Origin of the sequence: Hymenobacter jeongseonensis (assembly GCF_015694725.1) — a bacterium.
Classification (GTDB): domain Bacteria; phylum Bacteroidota; class Bacteroidia; order Cytophagales; family Hymenobacteraceae; genus Hymenobacter; species Hymenobacter jeongseonensis.
In genome coordinates, this window is sequence record NZ_JADQDQ010000002.1 from 94,071 (window position 1) to 109,158 (window position 15,088).

The window sequence follows — 15,088 nt, forward strand, 5'->3', positions numbered from 1 at the left end:
ATTTAGGCGATGAATGCAAAAATAAATTTGAAAGATTACTTTTTAAATTTCATATTGCATTCCTCATCTTCCTTTCTCCTTACCATGCGTTTTCTTCCTCGCCTCCTGGGTCTCGGCCTGCTCAGCTTACTGGTGTTGCTGGTGATGTCCTGCGAAACCACCAAGCAGACGACCACTGAGTTTGGCAGCCCCAATCGCATCAAAGGCGAAGTAATTGCCAAGCCCGAAAGCCGGCAGATTGTGCACTTCACCGACAGCACGACGGAGTACACCACGCCGCGCAGCGAACTGGCGACGGCCTTCATCAAGGAATTTGGCGACGGCACGGTGGTGGACAAGGTGCAGGTGCGCAAAGCGCCCGTGGGGGCCGACCAACCCGTGAGCTACTTTCTCATCGGCATGGGGCTGCGCAACGGCATGTTCCGGGCCATGGCCCTGCCCCTCACCGCCGGCGGCGACAATACGTACTACCTGCGGCCGGGAGCCGAGCGCTACATTCTCACGAGTTTGGGCTGCACGTCCTGCTTTTTCAATTTTGAAAACGGCCGTATTGTAAGCACCTCTTGCTCCGAAAATTCGGGCGGCAGCCGCTGCGACTTAAAAGTGGAAGTGGCCAACTCTCTCTTCGCTGCCCGATGAGCACCTCGGGTAAATGGCTGCTGCGCGCCGCCCTCACGGCCCTGGCGTTGCTCATCACCACCGACACGAATCGACCGCCCAAGCCCACACCCAAAACACCAAAAAAGCCCGCTGATTAGCGGGCTTTTTTATTGCGGCTCGGTTAAGGATTGTTTTGGGCAAACGCTCGAATCTTTTCACTTAGCACGCCAAAATCGACTCGTTCCAGCGGGTGAGGCGTATTCGGTAGTACCTCATAGCGGCCCTGCGGCAAATGAGCCGCGAGCGCGGCCCCGGCTGCGCTGCCCGCCGTGTGGTCGGCATCGCCTACCAGTACCTGCACGGGCACTTGGATTCCGGACAAGCTGGCAGCCGTGAGGGGCGGATTAGCTCCGGCTGCTTGCATCAAGGCTGCCGTCGCTTGCACTACCTCTATCCAATCAGCGGGCGCGTGGCGCTCTCGCAGTTGCTCAACAAAAGCGGGCACTTTGGCCAGCATTTTTTCGGGCTCCAAAAAGCGCGTTTCCGCAACCGCCGACTCCGGCGACCAATCGAGCTTGGTGCCCAGCGTGGTGATGCTGGCAAACCGCGCCGGCTCCTGGCTGGCGGCCAGCAGCGCGGCGTAGCCGCCCATGCTGTAGCCAAATACATGCACCGGCGCAGTTTCATTTTCGCGCAGAAAGCCCAGCACTTCCGCGCCAAAATGCGGCAGGGTGAACGTATCGGGGCGCACTTCTCCCCCACCGTGGCCGGCGAAGGCGAAGGTTTTGATTGTAAAATTCTCGCCCAGCCGTTCCGCCAGCGGCGCCAAAGTGTCGGGGCTGCCCAGGGCCCCGTGCAGCAAGAGCAGCGTGGGCGTGGGCATTAGCCGGCAATTTCAGTGGCCAGCGCCGTCAGGTCCAGCCCATCGAACGTGCCGGACGACATCAGCAGCAGGTTGGCATTGGCCCACTCCTGCTCGCGCAGGAAAGCCGCCAGTTCGGCGCTGTCGGTAATCACCTTGATATCTGGGCGCTGAAACGCTTCTGCAACCGTGGCCGCAGCCAGCGGCGGCAGGCGCTTGTGCTCGAGCACGTGGGGGTTGAAGTACACCACGGCCACATCGGGCGCATCGAAGCAGTGCGCGTACTGGGGCAGAAACGCCGGGTTGAGGCTGCTGAAGGTGTGCAACTCCAGGCAAGCCACCAGCCGCCGCTTCGGAAACTGCTTCTTCAGGGCTGTGGCTGTGGCTTTCAGCTTGCTGGGGGCATGGGCGAAGTCTTTGTACACCACCGACGTGGCGCTTTCTTTCAGCAACTCCAGCCGCCGCGCGGCGCCGGGGAACGACGCAATGGCCTTGAAAAAGTCTTTGCCCTTAATACCCAGCTGCTTGCACACCTCCTTCGCTGCCGAAATATTACGCAGGTTGTGCTCGCCGAATACCTGAATGGCCACTTCCTCGTCCCTTTTATTAAGCAGGAACGTGCGCCCGTCGCGGATGACATGCTCGTGCGGTCCGTAGCCCACGTAAGTCACGTCGGGGTTGCTGGGCACGGCAATCAGCTGCGTCTGTTCATCGTCCTTGTCGTAGATGAGCACGCCGGCTTTGGGCGTCATATCAGCGAAGATACGGAACTGCTCGCGGTAGTTTTCCTCGGTCGGAAACACGTTGATGTGGTCCCAGCTGATGCCCGAAATCACGCCGATGTGGTGCTGGTAGAGGTGGAACTTGGGCCGGCGGTCTACCGGCGACGACAGGTATTCGTCGCCTTCGATGATGATGATGGGCGCATCGTCGGTGAGTTGCACCATCAAATCGAACCCCGCAAGCTGGGCGCCCACGGCGTAGTCAAACTTGCGGCCGTGGTAGCGCAGTACGTGCAGAATACAGGCCGTGATGCTGGTTTTGCCGTGCGAGCCGCCGATGACGATGCGCTGCTTGTCGCGGCTGGCCTCGTAGATGTACTCGGGAAAGGAATAGATTTTCAGGCCCAGCGCCTGGGCCCGGAGCAGCTCGGGGTTGTCGGGGCGGGCGTGCATGCCCACAATCACGGCGTCGAGGTCGGGCGCGATGCTGGCCGCGTCCCAGCCCTCCTGGGCGGGCAGCAGGCCGGCCGCGTCGAGGCGGCTTTTGGCGGGCTCAAATATTTCGTCGTCGGAGCCCGTGACCTGGGCGCCGCGCCGGTGCAGGGCCAGCGCCAGATTGTGCATGATGCTGCCCCCGACGGCAATCAGGTGAATCTTTTCGGCTGGCTCGTTTCGCGTTTCTGGTTCCAAAGCGTGGTTATTGGGGGTTATCAGTTGGCTGCTTCCGGTTGGTTATTGATTCAGCAACCGACAACGGACCACCACCAACTGACAACTAAAAGAAAGGACCGCGAAAGTACAAACGGCGGGCTGCCGCAGCTCCTCCATAGCCAAAAGAATCGATTTTTCCAGCAATCTTTTTCCCTTGCGGCGGGGTTAGCTTTGTATAGCTAGTGTGCAGCTCGGATTTTGGCTGACTGCTACGCCCCGCTTTCCTGCTGCCCTATACCCCTACTATCTCTATGCAAGACCGGATGGACGACCGCCTGAAGCAATCCGCAGCCCGCGCCAAAGCAGCGCTGGCCAACCGCGGGGCTTCCGGGATGGTCCCCTTCAACTCGGGCGCGGCTGGCAAGCTGCCCCCCCAGGCACCCGAGCTGGAAATGGCGGTGCTTGGTGCCCTGATGCTGGAAAAAGATGCCCTCACCTCGGTCATCGACCTGCTCAAGCCCGAGAGTTTCTACAAAGACAGCCACCAGCGAATATACCGCGCCGTTATCCGGCTGTTTGACAAATCGGAGCCCATCGACCAGCTCACCGTGGTGCACGAACTGCGCGAAATGGGCGAGCTGGAAGCGGCCGGCGGCCCCTTCTACGTGGCCAACCTCACGCTGAAAGTAAACTCGGCCGCCAACGTTGAATACCACGCCCGCATCATCACCGAAACCGCTATCAAGCGCGAGCTGATTCGGATTTCGAGTGAGATTCAGCGCGATGCTTTCGAGGACACGACCGACGTGTTTAAGCTGCTTGATGACACCGAGTCGGCCCTGTTCGAGGTATCAGAATCGAACATTCGGAAGAACTTTGACGACATGCGCAGCCTGATGGGCAAGGCCATCAAAGAGCTGGAGGAAAAGAAAAATCAATCAGATGGCTTGACGGGGGTGCCCACCGGCTTCACCGCCCTGGACCGCGTCACCAGCGGCTGGCAGCCTTCTGACTTGGTGATTATTGCTGCTCGCCCTGGTATGGGTAAAACTGCTTTCGTGGTATCGGCCATGCGCAACGCGGCGGTCGATTTCAAGAAGGCCGTGGCCATTTTCTCGCTGGAAATGTCCTCGCTTCAGCTCGTCAATCGTCTGATTTCGGCCGAGGCGGAGCTGGACTCCGAGAAAATCAAGAAAGGCAGCCTCGCCGACCACGAGTGGCAGCAGCTCAACCACAAAATCACGGCCCTTTCGGCTGCCCCGATTTACATCGACGACACGCCCGGTCTGAGTATCCGCGAGCTGCGCACCAAGTGCCGCCGCCTGCGCTCGCAGAAGGACGTGCAGATGATTATCGTCGACTACCTGCAGCTGATGAGCGGCAACACCGACGGCCGCGGCGGCAACCGTGAACAGGAAATCGCCAGCATCTCGCGGGCCCTCAAGGGCATTGCCAAGGAGCTGAACGTGCCCGTACTGGCCCTGTCACAGCTTTCGCGCTCGGTGGAAACCCGCGGCGGCGACAAGAAGCCCCAACTGAGTGACCTGCGCGAATCGGGTTCTATCGAGCAGGATGCCGACATGGTTATCTTTCTCTATCGCCCCGAATACTACGGCCTCGACCAGGACGCCGAAGGCAACTCGACCCAGGGCGTGGGCGAGGTCATCATCGCCAAGCACCGAAACGGCTCGCTCGAAACGGTGCAGCTCAAGTTCATCGGCAAGTACACCAAGTTTGCCGACCTCGACGGCGTGGGCGGCTTCGACTCAAGCGGCTACCAGCCCATGGGTCTGCCCGCCAGCAACTTCGACAGCGAGCCCAGCAGCTTCGCCCCAAATACCATTCGCTTGGGCTCGAAGATTAACGAGTCGCCGGTGCCTTTCCCGAAGGGCAACATGAACAAGCACGAAGACCCGCCTTTTTAATATTCTAACTGCAGAATACAGAAAGCGGAAGGAGGAATTGCTACGGCGCTAATTCCTCCTTCCGCTTTCTGTATTATTTCTTCTTTGATGACGGTTACGCTACTACTGCTGTGCTTTTTTGCCTTTCTGGCGGGTTTTATTGATTCAATTGTGGGCGGCGGCGGCCTGATTCAGTTGCCGGCCATGCTGATATTGCTGCCTGGGGTGCCGGTGCCAACGGTGTTCGGCACGGGCAAGGTATCGAGCGTGGCGGGTACGGTAGCGGCCTTGCGGCGCTACCTGAGCGGCCCCGAGAAGTTGGATATCCGCTGGCGCACAGTGGCCATCACGGCCCTGGTGGCGGGTGGGTTTGCCCTGCTGGGTTCGCGGGCCGTGAGCATGCTGCACAAAGAAGCCGTGCGCCCGCTGGTGCTGGGGCTGCTGGTGGTGATGGCCATCTACACTTTCTGGCGCAAGGATTTTGGCAGTTTGCACGCCCCCAAGCTCAGTGGCAGCCGCGAAATCCTGATTGGGGTTGTGCTGGGCGCGTCGATAGGGTTCTACGACGGCTTTTTTGGGCCGGGCACGGGCAGTTTGCTGCTGTTTGCCTTCGTGGGCCTGTTTGGCTACGACTTTATCGCGTCCTCGGCGTCGGCCAAGCTAGTGAACGTGGCCACCAACGCCGCCAGTTTGTTCTATTTTGCCACTACCGGACAGGTGCTCTACAAGGTGGCGCTGCCCATGGCCGCCTGCAACATGCTGGGCTCAACGCTGGGCGCCCGGATGGCGCAGCGGCACGGCACCGGCTTTGTGCGGGTGCTGTTTCTGGTGGTTGTCAGCGCCTTTATTCTGAAGCTGGGCTGGGATACGTTTGCGTAGAGCCGCGCTAGACGGCTTGCAGCGTGCGCTGCTTTTTGCGATTCTTGCGAATGCGGTTCAGCCACATGATGGTGCCGGTGATGGGGAACGTGGCGCCAAGTAGACCGAATATCAAGGCGAGAACTTTAGTGGGCCACCCAAAAATTGCCCCCGTGTGCACCGGCTTAAACAAGCCGCGAATGCGCTGCCCTACCGGCCGTTGCTCATACGTTTGCCCGCTGATAACCTTGCCCGAATATTGGTCGAGAAAAACTTCGTTGGTGGCGCCATCGGTAATGGCGCCGGCGGGCAACATGGCTACGCGCATGCTGCCTTCCGGGTCTTTTGGCAGCTGTAGCGTGTACGAAACCGCGCCGGGCGCCTGCTGGCGGGCCAGAGCCAGCACGGCATCGGCCGCAAACGGAGCAGCCCCCGCCACCACGGTGGAAACCGGCGGCTCGGGCCGCTTCAGCGGCGAATTGGTGAGCTTGTTGATGCCTTCGCCTACCCACTCGAAGGACATGCCCACGCCCGTCAGGGCCATGATGAACAGCACCAAAGAAGCATAGAAACCGAGCACAATGTGGAAGTCGTGGTTGAGGCGCTTCCAGCTGCTGCCCCATTTCACTTGCAGGCGCTGCGTCATGGCTTTGCGCGTGGCGGGCCACCACAGCACCAGGCCCGTGCCCAGGATAAACAGAAATATCGACGCACTCACACCCATCACCAGCTTGCCGATTTTGCCGGCCACCAAACCCCGGTGCAGCTGCTCCACGGTGTGGAAGAAGGTGTCGCGGGGGTTCACTTCGCCCGCAATAGCCGCCGTGTAGGGGTTCACGTAGATGCGGGGGCCACCGTCGCCTTTGCCCTTGCCTTTGCCGGCGCCCTCTTTGCCAGCGGGTTTGCTCTCAGCGGCGGGGCGGCCTTTGCGGCCTTCAGCGGCACCTTCGCCCTTTGCTCCTTTGCCTGGGCCACCGGCTCCTGCCAAGCTGATTTCTACCGTCCGGGTGGGGTCGGCGTACACTTTTATGCCGGCGATTTTGGCCTTGGGCTTGTAGGTACGCACCGCTGCGGCTAGGGTGGCCAAGGGCAGGCGGGCCGTGCTGGCGGGCGCCACGAAATAATGCTCCGAGTGCCAGGCCTGGTCAATTTCCTTCTCGAAAGCGAGGATGCTGCCCGTCAAACAAACGAACACAATGACCAGCCCCGACGCCAGGCCCAGGTACAGGTGAATATTCCGAATCAGGGTTTTCGTCGGACTCATTGGTATTCGCAGATTGACAGATGAAGGCAGTGGTAACGGAGGAACTTTGACAGAACCAACGCCGCTTAACGCAGCCCCGGCTTAGCAAATTGAGTGATAACGGCAAAGTGGCCCGGCAACTTATCGCAGTCGCCGGGCCACCTCAAAATTACGTCCTTACAGCTTGTAGCTCAAGGTGGCGGAGAAGTTGCGGGGCGCGATGGGGTTCACGCTGTTGTCATCGTGCAGGTTGTAGCTCAGCTCGTCGAGTAGGTTGGCCATCTTCACCCGCAGCTGGAAGTTGCGGTAGGCGTAGCCCAGCGAGGCATCGAAGAGGAAATAATTCGGAGCGGCGATATACTTGTTCACGTCGCCGTTCGGGAAAGGCAGGCCGGTGGCTGGGTTCACGAGGCGCGGATTGCGGCCCGCCAACCGGTCGCCAACGTAGTAGCTGGTCACGCCCGCCGTCAGGCCTTTGAGGAAGGTGTTTTCCACGAAGGTTTGGCCAAAGTTGTAGAACAGGCTAAAGTTGGCGGTGTGGGTGGGGTTGTAGCGGAGGCGGCTGCCTGCAGAATAGAGCGTGCTGCGGGTGTAAGCGGTGTGGTTGTAGCTGTAGCCAGAGATGAAGGTCCAGCCCTGGGTGGGCCGGCTTTGCACGTCTACTTCTACGCCTTTGCTGGTCACTTCGCCGGCCAATTCCTGCGGGGTGGTGGTTTGGGAAGTGGCGAAACGCGGGTCGGTGGGCAGGATGCTCTGCACCTGGTTGCTGTTCACGATGCGGTAGGCCGTCACGTTGGCCGACAGCGCGCCGCGGAACAAGTCATTCTTCACACCCACCTCGTACTGGTCAATCAATGAAGGCTCCAGGGCTTTGCCGCTGAGGTCAAAACCTGAGTTTGGGGTGAAGGAATTGGAATAAGACGCAAACACCGACATCGTTTTGATGGGCTGATACACCAGGCCCAGGCGCGGCGAAAACGCGTTGTCGTACCGTTTATTTTCGGTCACTGTCGTCACCAGAAGTGGGTTATTTGCGGCGTCTACCACGGTTTTGCCAGTGGCATCTTTCACTGTAGCGCGGTAGTTGTACACGTCGCTGGGGGTTTCCTGGTAGCTCCACCGCAGGCCGGCCAGCAGCTTCACGTTGTCGAGCAGGCTGATGAGGTCCTGGGCGTAGAAGCCGGCGCGCCGGGTGTTGCCCAGCGTGCGGGTATTGTACTTCAGCGCATCGTAGCCGCTCACGGCCCCTTTCGGACTACGCAACTCCTTGCCGCGATTGAAAATATTAACGGAGTCGTAGGCCTGCGCGAAATAGCTCAGCGCGTTGGTGTTGTACTGGTCGGCATCGGCACCCAGTAGCAGCGTGTGGCCAATGCTGCCGGTACGGAACGTGCCCGTCAGGTCCAGTTGCCCCGTGAAGTAGTTCTCCGCCGTGGCCGAACGCTGCAAGTTGCGGCCTAAGTCGCCGTAGCGGGCCGACAGCGGGTTGGAAGTAGCAAAAGTGGTGGGCCGGGATGCGCTGCGCAGCTCGTTGTCGTAGCGCTGGAAGCCGGCTACGGCCCGCACCTGCCACACGTCGCTCAGGCGGCTGGCCAGCGTGGCGGTGGCGCTGGTCTGCTGGGTGGCGTTCAAGGCGTCAGACGTGTTCAAAAACCGGGTGCGCGACTCCTGCACCTGATAGTCGATGGCGCCCACGCCGTAGTCGGGGGTGCGGTTGTCCCGCAGGTAGTCGCCTTCCACGGTCAGGCTGGTTTTGGGGCTGAGGCGGAACAGCAGCGAGGGGTTCACGTACACCCGGTCCGACTTCACCACGTCGCGGTAGCTATTGGCCTGCTCGTAGGTGCCATTCAGGCGGAAGGCCACTTTGGTGCTCTGGCCCACGGCGCCATACACGTCAAACATCGGCTTAAACAACCCGAAGCTGCCCACGCGCAAGCCCACCGAACCGCCCCGCTCAAACTGCGGCTTTTTGGTCACGATGTTAAGAACGCCGCCCGCGGCCACGTTGCCATAAAGAATAGCGGCGCTGCCCTTCAGCACCTCCATGCGCTCCAGGGAGCTTACTTCCGGCATCGCGCCGTTGTTGAAACGCACACCGTTCTTAAAGGTATTGTTGCTGCCGTAGGCGAAGCCGCGGCTGCCGAGTTCTTCCTGGGTGCCACCGGTGGCGCTCATCACATACAGGCCGGGCACGTTAGTCAGCACGTCGCTCAGGCGCAGGGCCTGCTGCTGCTCCAGCACATGGCGGTCAACGGTGACAATGCTCTGGGGCAGGTCCAGGGGCCGAATCGGCAGCTTGCCGATGCTGCTGGGCCGCTCGTTGATGGAACGCGTGGCCGTCACGGTCACCTCGTCGAGTTCCTTGTTGCCCTGAACCAGATTCGCTGGGGGCACCACCGCTATTTCGTCGGCCTTCACCTCAATCATCACCTCCTGCGGCGTGCAGCCCAGACAGGTAATGATAAGCGTTTGCCAGCCCAGTGGCGCCTCCACGCGGAAGTTGCCATCGGCCGTGGGGCTGGTGCCCCGGTTGGTGCCCTTCACTCGCACCGATACGTGGTCGGCGCTCTGCCCATCCGCAAACTGCACCTGGCCGGTTATCATGCCGTGCCCTCCCTGTCGATGCTGCCGCTGATGGCCCTGGGCATATACCGGCGATACGCCAATAGTAGGCAACAGAGCAGCTGAAAGAAGCAGAGGAAGGATAAGGTGGCGCATGCGCTTATTTAGAATGATTATAAACTGATGCAAAGGTGCGGCTTATTTAGAACCGTTCCAAATAGTATCAGATATAATTTTTCAGCCGTTCAGCTTGGCGGTGGCTAAAAAACAACAGCGCCCGACTGGAGAGCCGGGCGCTGTTGCATGCACTTATAGTTGCATGCACTTATAAAGGAAGAGCCTCTCCCCTGCTAGGAACCCATCGCGGCGAGTTCAGGCTCGGCAGTAGTCTTGTTTAACTCGAATACCTCGGCCAGCAATTCGTACGAGCGCCGCCGGTCTTGGAAGTCCGCCGTGATGGTCACGGCCGTGATTTCGTCCACCTGATATTCGGCGGCCAGCGCCGTGAATTGGGCGTGCACCTGCTCGGGCGTGCCGCTTACTATGCGGTTGCGGTTTTGGCGCAGGTGCAGCTGGTCCTCTTCGCTGAAGCGGGTGTTGCGCACTTCTTCCGCCGTGGGGAATGAGCCCCGCTCGCCCTTGCCGAAGCGCAGCAGCATGATGTCCATGGCGGCGCGCAGCTCCTGGGCCTTTTCCTCGGTATCGGCGCACAGCGTGAACACAGCCATGTTGGCCAGCGGCGCGGGCAGTTCTTTGGAAGCCCGGAACCGCTCGCGGTAGGTGCGCACAGCCGCCGGACCGCCGTGGCCGTTGATGAACTGGGCAAATGAAAACGCCATGCCCAGGTGCGCCGCAAACAGGCCGCTCTGGCCGCTGGAGCTCAGCAGCCACAATTCCGGTACGCTCGGCGCCTTCGGAATGGCCATCACCCGCTCGTGGATGGTTTCGGGCACCCGGTCGTCGCGCAGGTAGGCTTGCAGGTCCATGAGCTGCTCCACAAAGTCCTGCTCGCTAAAGGTGTTGCTGGGGTTGAGGGCGTGTGCCGTGAGGCGGTCGCCGCCGGGCGCACGGCCCATGCCCAGGTCGATGCGGCCGGGAAACAGCGTTTCGAGCATGCGGAAATTCTCGGCCACTTTCAGGGCGCTGTAGTGCGGCAGCATGATGCCGCCCGACCCCAGGCGAATGCGCTGGGTTTGGCTGCCGAGGTAGGCAATGAGCACCTCCGGCGTGGAGCCGGCCAGGGTATCGGTATTGTGGTGCTCGGAAACCCAAAAGCGGCCGTAGCCGAGCCGGTCGGCCAATTGGGCGAGTTCTACGGTTTCGAGCACGGCCTGCCGCGCCGTGCTCCCCGGGCGAATGGGGGACTGGTCGAGCACGTTCAGGCGAAGCTTGGGGGAGGTTGTCATAGTCTGAGAGAAGGAAATTGGGTTCCAAAACCACCGGCGGGGGCTTCCGGTTCGAGCCGGTCGGTGCGGGGCCGCTCCGGGCGGCAGAATGAACATTTGGCAAGTCAACTGTTACGCACCCGAACTATTCTCACCTTCCTCTTTTAATGAGCGACCACAACAACGTCACCATCCAAGTAGCCGATGGCACCGAAATGCGCGCCTACTCGGCCTTCCCAACCAGCACGGGCCCCGTGCCTGGCATCATCCTGCTGCAGGAAGCCTTCGGCGTGAACCACCACATCCGCAGCGTGGCCGACCGCCTGGCTGCCGCCGGCTACGCCGTCATTGCCCCGGAGATTTTTCACCGCACGGCCGCGCCGGGCCTCGAAATTGCCTATTCGGACTTCGCCACCGTCGCCATGCCGCACTACGGCGCCATCAATAACGAGGACTTGACCTCGGACTTGCAAGCCTCGTTCGACTGGCTGAAATCACAAGCATTGGTGATACCCGAAAAGATAGGCAGCATCGGATTCTGCCTGGGCGGCCGGGTGTCGTTCCTGGCCAATGCCGTGCTACCGCTGGCCGCGGCTGTGTCGTATTACGGTGGCGGCACGCACACGCTCACCGACCGGGCCAAGGACCTGCATGCGCCGCACCTCTTTTTCTGGGGTGGGCTGGATGAGCACATCGGCAAGGAGCACATTGCGGCGGTAACCGATGCGGTAGAAGCCGCCGGCAAACCCTTCATCAACACCGTCATTTCCTACGCCGACCACGGCTTCCATTGCGACGAGCGTCCCAGCTACCACCCACAAGCCGCTGCAGAAGCCTGGGCACTAACGCTGGCGTTCTTGAAGGAGAAACTGGGCGCGTAACAACTGGCGAAAACCAAAAAAACGTCATCCTGAGCGGAGTCGAAGCATCTCTACCGCACAACTAAATTCATTTTAGTATTGCAGTAGAGATGCTTCGACAGGCTCAGCATGACGTTCTGTTTTTTGGCTGTTTTTCAATTATATCAAACGCTCGCCTATATCAAACGCTCGCCGCGACCGGCTGCTGCGCCGCTGCTTGCCGGCCCAAATACTGCGCCATGCTGCTGGCCAACACAATTTGCAGCGCATGGTAGAGCATGAGCGGCAGCAGAATGAGGCCGGTAGCGGCACTGGCCGGAAACAACAAGCTGGCCATCACGCTGCCGTGCACCAACGACTTTTTGGAGCCGCAGAACACCGCCACCACCTGGTCGGCCCGCGAGAAATTGAGCATCCGGCTCAGGCCCCAGATGAGGGCGAAGACCACCAGGTACAGCCCCACCATGCCGGCGCCCAGCTTGAACACATCGGCGGGCCGGTAGCGGCTGAAAATGCCTTCGGCAAAGGAGTCGCAGAAGGCGGTGAACACGATGAGCAGGATGGTGATTTGGTCGAAGATGCGCAGGCCGGATTTGTGGCGCTCGGCAAAGGCATTGAAGCGTGAATTGAGCAGCACGCCCGCTCCCACCGGCAGCACCACTTGCCAGAGCAGCTGCACGGCCAGTCCCCACAGCTGGCTGCTATCGGCGCTGGTGTGCAGGAAAAGGCTGGCGAGCAGCGGCGTGATTAGAATTCCCAACAGGCTAGAAATACTGGCGTTGAAGATGGCCGCCGGCAGGTTGCCGCCCGCAATGCTCACCATCACCACCGAGGTAGAAACCGTGCTGGGCAGGGCGCACAGGAAGAAAATGCTCTGCCAAAGCAGGTCTCCCTTCTCGGGACCGAAGAATGGTCGCGCCAGCAGGGCCAGCGCCGGAAACAACACAAACGTGGCCGCTTGCACCAGTAGGTGCAGTTTCCAGTTGCGCATGCCGGCCCGCAGCTTTTCGAAACTCAACTTCAGGCCATAAAAAAAGAACACCAACGCCACGCCCACGGTGGTGATGATTTTCCAGGGCACGGGGCTGGCCTTGCTGCCCAACCCCGGCTGGAAATAGGCCAGCACCACCACCCCAATCAGGGCTAGCAAAAACCAATCGAGCCCGGCGCGGGCCAAGAGCGCAGCAAGGCGGTTGGGAACTGGGGCAGCAGCAGCAGGTTGAATCATGCTTCAAAATACGCCAGCACCGCCATAAAGATGAGCTAAACGCCCAAAAACAGGACCGGCGCCCAACTCTGAGAGTCGGGCGCCGGTCGAAGAAGTTGTCTGATAACCGCTTATTGGTCGGCTCCGCCGCCCAGGCCGGGGGCCGGATTGCCCTGCACACCTTGTACGTTGGGCACGCCCATTTTCTCCTCGCGCTTGCGCTGGTATTTATCGAATTGAGCCGACGTCAGCACTTCCTTGATAGCAGAAAGGCGGGAACTGCTGATGCTTTCGACCACGCCGGCCAGTTTGCGCGGGTCAGTGCGGTAGCGCAGGCGGGCCGTCTCAACATTATCAATGGCGCGGCGGTTGATGACGCGTACTTTTTCGGTTTGCTGGGGGTTCAAGCCCAGGTTTTTTTGCATGTTGACGGTAAGGGCATTCGCCTTGGTGTCAATCACCGCATCGGAAGGGCCGGCAACGGCAGGCGCTTCGGCAACTTGGGTTGTTTTGGTTTTTACGCTGGGCTGGCCCGCCGGCTTCACCTTGGTTTTGACGGTATTTGCGGCGGTTGGGGCTTGCGCCAGCACGGCTGGGGCAGTAGCCAAGGCCAGCAACGACAAGAGCATCAACGATTTCATATTAAAAGGGCAAGAATTTAAACGCATATAAAGAACAGCAAACCAACGCCGTAAAGGAAGAGCAAATATCGGGCGAAAACCCGGCCCACTTCGGTCCCAACGTGGCTGTAACCACGTTTCGTGCCAGAGGTGCCCGAAAAAACGGCTTGCCACTCACTGCGGTGCAACCTTTAGCTCGCTTTTGGCATACAACCTACTATGAAACACGACAAACGCACCAACAAAAACTGGCTGCTGGCCGCAGGCCTGGGCGCCGCCGCCTTGGCCGCCTCCCTCTGGGGCAACCGCCGCGGTTCCTACGACCTGAGCCGGCGGGTCGTGCTCATCACCGGCGGCTCACGAGGATTAGGCCTAGTGCTGGCCCGGCAGGCCGTGGCCGAGGGTGCCCGCGTGGCCATTTGTGCCCGCGACGAGGCCGAACTGGCCCGCGCCCGCCAGGACCTGCTGCTGGCCGGTGCAGCCGAAGCGGACGTCCTTACCCTGGCCCACGACATCACCAACGAAGCCGAAGTACGGTCAATGGTGGCCGAGGTCGAGCAACGTTTCGGAACAGTCGATGTGCTCATCAACAACGCCGGCATCATCGTGGGCGGCCCGCTCGACAACATGGATTCGCGGGATTACGAGGATTCCATGGCCATCCACTTCTGGGCGCCGCTGCACGCCATGCAGGCCGTGCTGCCCGGCATGCGCCGCCGGGGTGCAGGCCGTATCGTCAACATATCCTCACTCGGAGGCAAGGTGGCCATGCCCCACATGACGCCTTATAGCGCCAGCAAATTTGCCCTAGTGGGCCTTTCAGAGGGTTTCCGAGCCGAGATGCGGCAACATGGCATCAGCGTCACCACGGTATGTCCCGGCCTGATGCGCACCGGCAGCCCCGGCCACGCGTTGGTGAAGGGCCAGCAGAAAAAGGAGTTCGCCTGGTTCAGCATCGCCGACTCCTTGCCCGGCCTCACGATGAGCGCCGAGCAGGCCGCCCGCCAAATCTGGAACGCCTGCCGCCGCGGCGATGGCGAGGTCATTCTATCGTTGCCGGCCAAGCTGCTGGCGGCCTTCCACGGCCTGCTGCCCGGCACTACCACCGATATTCTGAGCTGGCTGAACCGGGCCCTGCCCGCCACCGGCGAGAGCCCGGCGGCCAACGTGCGCCGCACCGGCTACGAAAGCGAAAGCGCCCTCACCAAGTCGCCGCTGACGGCCCTTACACGCAAGGCTGCCCTCAAAAACAACGAGGTCTAAACCACAATTAAAAGGCTCGCGCCAGCCAACCGCTAACTGGCGGTTGGCTGGCGCGAGCCTTTTAATGTTAGAATTGCCCGTTACAGCGTGCCGCGGCGCTTCTTAATCAAACCATGCTTGGACGGCAGAGCCTTGCCATTGCGGCGGAAACCGCTAAACAGATTTTTTTCAAACAGGCCGTGGTGCCCATAGCGCTTGTATACCGGCCGGTGATTGCCCGGCAATATTCTACCCTTTGGAGAAAATGCAGTACCCATGGTGGCAGCATCGGCCCCGGCAACAAAGCCGAGCAAGCAAGCAAATAAAAGAACGGAACGCAGCATAGAAATACAGGAATTGGTGAAATTGGTG

The 15,088-nt window shown here is 60.4% G+C and carries 14 protein-coding genes; 6 read left to right on the forward strand and 8 right to left on the reverse strand.

Annotated features, from left to right (window positions below; all coding sequences use genetic code 11):
* Positions 1 to 84: 84 nt before the first annotated feature.
* Both I2I05_RS04055 and I2I05_RS22105 read left to right on the forward strand, forming a co-directional pair.
* The gene (locus tag I2I05_RS04055) at positions 85 to 639 is read left to right on the forward strand and encodes a hypothetical protein (RefSeq protein ID WP_196280956.1); all 555 of its coding nucleotides are present in this window, start codon (positions 85 to 87) and stop codon (positions 637 to 639) included.
* A complete protein-coding gene (locus I2I05_RS22105) occupies positions 636 to 758 on the forward strand; it encodes a hypothetical protein (RefSeq protein WP_262895137.1) in 123 nt (40 codons plus the stop codon). Before I2I05_RS04055 ends, I2I05_RS22105 begins: the two co-directional genes overlap by 4 nt.
* A 23-nt stretch (positions 759 to 781) precedes the next feature.
* Here the strand turns inward: I2I05_RS22105 and I2I05_RS04060 are convergent, their stop codons facing one another.
* Complete coding sequence (locus I2I05_RS04060; RefSeq protein ID WP_196280957.1) at positions 782 to 1,483, reverse strand: alpha/beta fold hydrolase; 702 nt, start codon at positions 1,481 to 1,483, stop codon at positions 782 to 784.
* On the reverse strand, positions 1,483 to 2,874 hold the full coding sequence (locus I2I05_RS04065; protein WP_262895138.1) for a UDP-N-acetylmuramate--L-alanine ligase: 1,392 nt from the start codon (positions 2,872 to 2,874) through the stop codon (positions 1,483 to 1,485). The genes I2I05_RS04060 and I2I05_RS04065 overlap by 1 nt, the downstream gene beginning before the upstream one ends.
* Before the next feature lie 353 nt (positions 2,875 to 3,227).
* On the opposite strand from I2I05_RS04065, the gene dnaB reads away from it, so the two are divergent.
* Positions 3,228 to 4,760 (forward strand): replicative DNA helicase, encoded by a 1,533-nt coding sequence (gene dnaB / locus I2I05_RS04070; RefSeq protein ID WP_196281488.1) that lies wholly within the window; start codon positions 3,228 to 3,230, stop codon positions 4,758 to 4,760.
* A gap of 87 nt (positions 4,761 to 4,847) precedes the next feature.
* On the forward strand, positions 4,848 to 5,618 hold the full coding sequence (locus I2I05_RS04075) for a sulfite exporter TauE/SafE family protein (RefSeq protein ID WP_196280958.1): 771 nt from the start codon (positions 4,848 to 4,850) through the stop codon (positions 5,616 to 5,618).
* 7 nt (positions 5,619 to 5,625) lie between these two features.
* Here the strand turns inward: I2I05_RS04075 and I2I05_RS04080 are convergent, their stop codons facing one another.
* From I2I05_RS04080 to I2I05_RS04090, 3 genes are all read right to left on the reverse strand, one after another.
* A complete protein-coding gene (locus I2I05_RS04080; protein ID WP_196280959.1) occupies positions 5,626 to 6,861 on the reverse strand; it encodes a PepSY-associated TM helix domain-containing protein in 1,236 nt (411 codons plus the stop codon).
* 156 nt (positions 6,862 to 7,017) lie between these two features.
* Positions 7,018 to 9,558, reverse strand: coding sequence for a TonB-dependent receptor (locus tag I2I05_RS04085; protein WP_196280960.1), 2,541 nt, complete (start codon positions 9,556 to 9,558; stop codon positions 7,018 to 7,020).
* 194 nt (positions 9,559 to 9,752) lie between these two features.
* Entirely contained in the window at positions 9,753 to 10,808 is a 1,056-nt protein-coding gene (locus tag I2I05_RS04090; protein WP_196280961.1) for an LLM class flavin-dependent oxidoreductase, read from the reverse strand.
* A gap of 146 nt (positions 10,809 to 10,954) precedes the next feature.
* Here I2I05_RS04090 and I2I05_RS04095 point away from each other — a divergent pair, with 146 nt between their 5' ends.
* Positions 10,955 to 11,668, forward strand: a complete 714-nt coding sequence (locus I2I05_RS04095; RefSeq protein ID WP_196280962.1) for a dienelactone hydrolase family protein — start codon at positions 10,955 to 10,957, stop codon at positions 11,666 to 11,668.
* A 160-nt stretch (positions 11,669 to 11,828) separates the two neighbouring features.
* On the opposite strand, the gene I2I05_RS04100 is transcribed toward I2I05_RS04095, so the two are convergent.
* Positions 11,829 to 12,875, reverse strand: coding sequence for a bile acid:sodium symporter family protein (locus I2I05_RS04100; RefSeq protein WP_196280963.1), 1,047 nt, complete (start codon positions 12,873 to 12,875; stop codon positions 11,829 to 11,831).
* 110 nt (positions 12,876 to 12,985) lie between these two features.
* Positions 12,986 to 13,495, reverse strand: a complete 510-nt coding sequence (locus I2I05_RS04105) for a hypothetical protein (protein WP_196280964.1) — start codon at positions 13,493 to 13,495, stop codon at positions 12,986 to 12,988.
* Between the two features lie 198 nt (positions 13,496 to 13,693).
* Here I2I05_RS04105 and I2I05_RS04110 point away from each other — a divergent pair, with 198 nt between their 5' ends.
* Positions 13,694 to 14,737, forward strand: coding sequence for an SDR family NAD(P)-dependent oxidoreductase (locus tag I2I05_RS04110; protein ID WP_196280965.1), 1,044 nt, complete (start codon positions 13,694 to 13,696; stop codon positions 14,735 to 14,737).
* 80 nt (positions 14,738 to 14,817) lie between these two features.
* Here I2I05_RS04110 and I2I05_RS04115 read toward each other — a convergent pair whose 3' ends face one another.
* Complete coding sequence (locus I2I05_RS04115; RefSeq protein WP_196280966.1) at positions 14,818 to 15,060, reverse strand: hypothetical protein; 243 nt, start codon at positions 15,058 to 15,060, stop codon at positions 14,818 to 14,820.
* Positions 15,061 to 15,088 lie beyond the last annotated feature (28 nt).

What these genes read in the sequence shown, in the direction of transcription:
- I2I05_RS04055 (WP_196280956.1), top strand. Translation starts at nt 85, where the DNA reads ATGCGTTTTCTTCCTCGCCTCCTGGGTCTCGGCCTGCTCAGCTTACTG.
- I2I05_RS22105 (WP_262895137.1), top strand. Translation starts at nt 636, where the DNA reads ATGAGCACCTCGGGTAAATGGCTGCTGCGCGCCGCCCTCACGGCCCTG.
- I2I05_RS04060 (WP_196280957.1), bottom strand. Translation starts at nt 1,483, where the DNA reads ATGCCCACGCCCACGCTGCTCTTGCTGCACGGGGCCCTGGGCAGCCCC.
- dnaB (WP_196281488.1), top strand. Translation starts at nt 3,228, where the DNA reads ATGGTCCCCTTCAACTCGGGCGCGGCTGGCAAGCTGCCCCCCCAGGCA.
- I2I05_RS04075 (WP_196280958.1), top strand. Translation starts at nt 4,848, where the DNA reads ATGACGGTTACGCTACTACTGCTGTGCTTTTTTGCCTTTCTGGCGGGT.
- I2I05_RS04080 (WP_196280959.1), bottom strand. Translation starts at nt 6,861, where the DNA reads ATGAGTCCGACGAAAACCCTGATTCGGAATATTCACCTGTACCTGGGC.
- I2I05_RS04085 (WP_196280960.1), bottom strand. Translation starts at nt 9,558, where the DNA reads ATGCGCCACCTTATCCTTCCTCTGCTTCTTTCAGCTGCTCTGTTGCCT.
- I2I05_RS04090 (WP_196280961.1), bottom strand. Translation starts at nt 10,808, where the DNA reads ATGACAACCTCCCCCAAGCTTCGCCTGAACGTGCTCGACCAGTCCCCC.
- I2I05_RS04095 (WP_196280962.1), top strand. Translation starts at nt 10,955, where the DNA reads ATGAGCGACCACAACAACGTCACCATCCAAGTAGCCGATGGCACCGAA.
- I2I05_RS04100 (WP_196280963.1), bottom strand. Translation starts at nt 12,875, where the DNA reads ATGATTCAACCTGCTGCTGCTGCCCCAGTTCCCAACCGCCTTGCTGCG.
- I2I05_RS04105 (WP_196280964.1), bottom strand. Translation starts at nt 13,495, where the DNA reads ATGAAATCGTTGATGCTCTTGTCGTTGCTGGCCTTGGCTACTGCCCCA.
- I2I05_RS04110 (WP_196280965.1), top strand. Translation starts at nt 13,694, where the DNA reads ATGAAACACGACAAACGCACCAACAAAAACTGGCTGCTGGCCGCAGGC.
- I2I05_RS04115 (WP_196280966.1), bottom strand. Translation starts at nt 15,060, where the DNA reads ATGCTGCGTTCCGTTCTTTTATTTGCTTGCTTGCTCGGCTTTGTTGCC.